Annotated in this window: 3 protein-coding genes; 2 read left to right on the forward strand and 1 reads right to left on the reverse strand. The window is 60.9% G+C overall.

Going from position 1 to position 4,602, the window contains the following annotated elements; genetic code table 11:
- Nucleotides 1–3: 3 nt before the first annotated feature.
- Nucleotides 4–324, reverse strand: a complete 321-nt coding sequence (gene flhD, locus ACOYNB_RS13990) for a flagellar transcriptional regulator FlhD (protein ID WP_374255479.1) — start codon at nt 322–324, stop codon at nt 4–6.
- Nucleotides 325–640: 316 nt separating this feature from the next.
- Between flhD and ACOYNB_RS13995 the strand changes: the two genes are divergently transcribed.
- The gene (locus ACOYNB_RS13995; protein ID WP_422839605.1) at nt 641–1,336 is read left to right on the forward strand and encodes a transposase; all 696 of its coding nucleotides are present in this window, start codon (nt 641–643) and stop codon (nt 1,334–1,336) included.
- 252 nt (nt 1,337–1,588) lie between these two features.
- A partial coding sequence (locus ACOYNB_RS14000) for a glutamate synthase central domain-containing protein (RefSeq protein ID WP_422839606.1) occupies nt 1,589–4,602 on the forward strand: 3,014 nt, incomplete at its 3' end.

The following is a 4,602-nucleotide window of genomic DNA, read 5'->3' on the forward strand; positions in this document are numbered from 1 at the left end:
GGCTTACGCGGCTTCCTGGTGGCGGCCGGCCATCAGGATCGAGGCGTGCAGGCGGGTCACCGCGTCGTTGCCGGTCTTGCCGTGGTTGGTCAGCAGCGACCACACCAGATCGTCATCCACACGCATGCGGCACAGCAAGGTGTTGCTCGACGCGATCTTGAGCACCTGGGCGGGCGTCATCATGTTGATCAGCGTGGCCGTTTCCTCGGAGATCCCCAGGCGGAACAAAGCTTGCTCGCGGTCGGCGCGGATCAGGCTCTGAGCCAGCATCAGGTAGGACAGGTTGGCTTCGCGGATTTCGTTGAGCATCTGGTCGGCGTTCATGTCGTTCTCCTTAAGCGATTTGGAAAGCGGTTTTGCTGGGTCTCTTTTGGGTGTCAGCGATGGGTGTTGCTGGCATGGAATGAATTCTGGAGATCGGGTCTGTTTTTCTGAATAGGGCGCCCGCTGTAAGGCACGTCAGGCGCAGGATGTCCGTCGTGTCAGAAAAAATCCGACAAATGACTTTTGGTCTTCATTGAAGAGGGTGGAACCACGTCCAACAAATAGGCGGGTAAGAGTCGTTCAGTTCTCGTCTGAAGGGTGCGAATCTCTTCGGCCTCCCTTGATAATCAACGCCCAACCAAGGAGGAGTGACCGCATGGCGCGTTTGCCGCGTTTGGGGCTGGCGGCATGGCCGCATCTGGTCGTGCAGCGGGTGCATGATGGCCAGCAACTGGCTCGTGACGATACCGATCGGCAGGCTTTGATCACGGCCATGCGTGAAGCCGCACGCCTGCACGGCGTGACGGTGCATGCGTACGGTGTGGGGGCGGAGCACTTCGTGTTGCTGCTGACTCCGGGCGCAGAAGATGCCATCAGCCTGTTCATGCAGGCCATCGGTCGCCGTTATGTGGCGGCGTACAACGCCCGACACGCCCGACAAGGGGGGTTGTGGGCCTCTCGATACCGCGCCACGGTGCTGGATCCGGCCCGCTTCTTGCTCGATGCCATGGTCTTTGTCGAGACGGATGGGCTGCGCTCTGGGCGGGTGCAGCGCGTTGAAGATGATCTCTGGTCTAGCGCGCGGCACCACCTTGGGCTCTGCACGGATGCGTTGATCGGCGACCACGCACTCTTTTGGGCGCTGGGTAACACGCCCTTCGAGCGTGACCTCGCGTGGCGTCGGCGACTGGAGGAGGGGATCTCGGCCAAGTTGTGCGAGGACATGGCGCAGGCTGTCCATAAAGGATGGGCGCTCATGGCGCCTGAGGTGGCGCACGGTCTGGAGGCCAGCGCCGGTCGGCGGCTGACGCCTCGTCCGCGCGGGCGGCCCCGAAAGTCCCTCGACAGTTGATCTGTCCCTATTTATTTTCAGGAGTGCCCGTTGGGCTCTTGCTAAATTGATCTGACCCTATTTATTAAAACTTGAATCTGCGGGCAAACGAGAGTATCCTCGACCGTCCCCGTGTTGTTTTTCCACACTAACATCTGGAGCGCCCTCATGACCCAGGCGACTTCGGGAACGACGTTCCCTATCACCCCCGTGTCTGACGCAGCCACCGCCGTGGCCACTCGTCAGGAAATCCAGGCGGCTGCCGAACTGGGCATGTACGCCAACGCCGAGCATGACGCTTGCGGTGTGGGCTTCGTCGCTCACATCAAGGGCCAAAAGGCGCACAGCATTGTTCGCCAAGGTCTGCAGATCCTGGAAAACATCGACCACCGTGGCGCCGTGGGTGCCGACCCGCTGATGGGTGACGGTGCCGGTCTGCTGATCCAGATCCCTGACGAGTTCTACCGTGCCGAAATGGCCAAGCAGGGTGTGGAGTTGCCTCCTCCCGGCGAATACGGCGTGGGCATGATCTTCCTGCCCAAGGAAAGCGCTTCTCGCCAAGCTTGCGAGCAAGAGCTCGAGCGCGCCATCAAGGCCGAAGGCCAAGTGCTGCTGGGCTGGCGTGACGTGCCCGTGGACGCCGACATGCCCATGTCGCCGCTGGTCCGCGAAAAAGAGCCCGTCATCCGCCAGGTCTTCATCGGTCGTGGCCCCGACATCCTGGTGCCCGATGCTCTGGAGCGCAAGCTGTACGTCATCCGCAAGACGGCCTCCAGCAAGATTCAAAGCCTGAACCTGACCCATGGTTCCGAGTACTACGTGCCCAGCATGTCGTGCCGCACCATCATCTACAAGGGTCTGCTGCTGGCTGACCAGGTCGGCAAGTACTACAACGACCTGAAGGACGAGCGCGTCGTGTCGGCGCTGGCGCTGGTGCACCAACGTTTCTCGACCAACACCTTCCCCGAGTGGCCGCTGGCTCACCCCTATCGCATGGTCGCTCACAACGGTGAAATCAACACCGTGAAGGGCAACTTCAACTGGATGCGCGCCCGCGAAGGCGTCATGAAGTCCCCCGTGCTGGGCGACGACCTGAAGAAGCTGTACCCCATCAGCCTGGAAGGCCAGTCCGACACCGCCACGTTCGACAACGCGCTCGAACTGCTGACCATGTCTGGCTACCCGCTGGCACAAGCCGCCATGATGATGATCCCGGAAGCCTGGGAACAACACGCTACCATGGACGAGCGTCGCCGCGCGTTCTACGAGTACCACGCCTCCATGATGGAGCCATGGGACGGTCCTGCCGCCATGGTCTTCACCGATGGTCGCCAGATCGGTGCCACCCTGGACCGTAACGGTCTGCGTCCCGCTCGTTTCATCATCACCGATGACGATCTGGTCGTGCTGGCCTCCGAGTCCGGCGTGCTGCCCATCCCCGAGAACAAGATCGTCAAGAAGTGGCGTCTGCAGCCTGGCAAGATGCTGCTGATCGACTTCGAACAAGGCCGCATCATCGAAGACGAAGAGCTGAAGGCTCAATACGCTTCGGCCAAGCCTTACCGTCAATGGATCGAGAACGTTCGCGTCAAGCTGGACACCATCGATGCCAAGGGCTCGGTGGGCGAGTTCTCCGAGTCGCTGCTGGACCGTCAGCAAGCCTTCGGCTTCACTCAGGAAGACCTCAAGTTCCTGATGGCGCCCATGGCTCAGAACGGCGAAGAAGCCACCGGCTCCATGGGCAACGACTCGCCTCTGGCCGTCCTGTCCGACAAGAACAAGCCGCTGTACAACTACTTCAAGCAGTTGTTCGCCCAGGTGACCAACCCACCGATCGACCCCATCCGTGAAGCGGTGGTGATGTCGCTGGTGTCCTTCATTGGTCCCAAGCCCAACCTGCTCGACATCAACGCGGTGAACCCCCCGATGCGCCTCGAAGTGTCTCAGCCTGTGCTGGACTTCGATGACATGGCTCGCCTGCGCAACATCGAGAAGCACACCGGCGGCAAGTTCAAGCCTTACGAAATCGACATCACCTACCCAGCAGCCTGGGGCCACGAAGGTGTGGAGGCTCGTTTGGCTTCGCTGTGCGCTGAAGCGGTGGAAGCCATCCAGTCCGGTCACAACATCATGATCGTGACCGACCGCAAGATGGACCGCAACAACATCGCGATCCCAGCGCTGCTGGCGCTGTCGGCCATCCACCACCACCTGGTTCGCAAGGGCCTGCGTACCTCGACCGGTCTGGTCGTGGAAACCGGTACCGCTCGCGAAGTGCACCACTTCGCCGTGCTGGCTGGTTACGGCGCCGAAGCCGTTCACCCCTATGTGGCGATGGAAACCCTGGCTGGTATGGCCAAGGACCTGCCCGGCGACCTGTCTGCCGAGAAGGCCATCTACAACTACACCAAGGCCATCGGCAAGGGTCTCTCGAAGATCATGTCGAAGATGGGTATCAGCACCTACATGTCGTACTGTGGTGCTCAGATCTTCGAAGCCATCGGTCTGAACAAGGAACTGATCGACAAGTACTTCCGTGGCACCCCCACGCAAGTCGGCGGTATCGGTGTGTTCGAAGTGGCTGAAGAAGCCATCCGCAACCACAAGGCGGCTTTTGGAAACGACCCCGTGCTGGCCAACGCGCTGGACGCTGGCGGTGAATACGCCTGGCGTACCCGCGGTGAAGAGCACATGTGGACGCCTGACGCGATCGCCAAGCTGCAGCACTCCACCCGTGCCGGCAAGTTCGACACGTACAAGGAATACGCCCAGATCATCAATGACCAGAGCAAGCGCCACCTGACCCTGCGTGGCCTGTTCGAGTTCAAGATCGATCCTGCCAAGGCCATTCCCGTCGAGGAAGTCGAACCCGCCGCCGAAATCGTCAAGCGTTTCGCTACGGGCGCCATGTCGCTGGGCTCCATCTCGACTGAAGCCCACTCGACCCTGGCACTGGCCATGAACCGCATCGGCGGCAAGTCCAACACCGGTGAAGGTGGTGAAGACGAGCGCCGTTATCGTGACGAGCTCAAGGGCATCAAGATCAAGGCCGGCACCAAGGTCTCCGACATCGTGGGCGCTTCGCGCATCGAAGCCGACTACGAAATGAAGGAAGGTGACAGCCTGCGTTCGAAGATCAAGCAGGTGGCGTCGGGTCGTTTCGGTGTGACCACCGAATACCTGGTGTCTGCTGACCAGATCCAGATCAAGATGGCTCAGGGCGCCAAGCCCGGTGAAGGCGGTCAGTTGCCTGGCGGCAAGGTGTCCGAGTACATCGGCAAGCTGCG

It is taken from the genome of Aquabacterium sp. (genome assembly GCF_049317225.1).
GTDB lineage: Bacteria > Pseudomonadota > Gammaproteobacteria > Burkholderiales > Burkholderiaceae_C > Aquabacterium.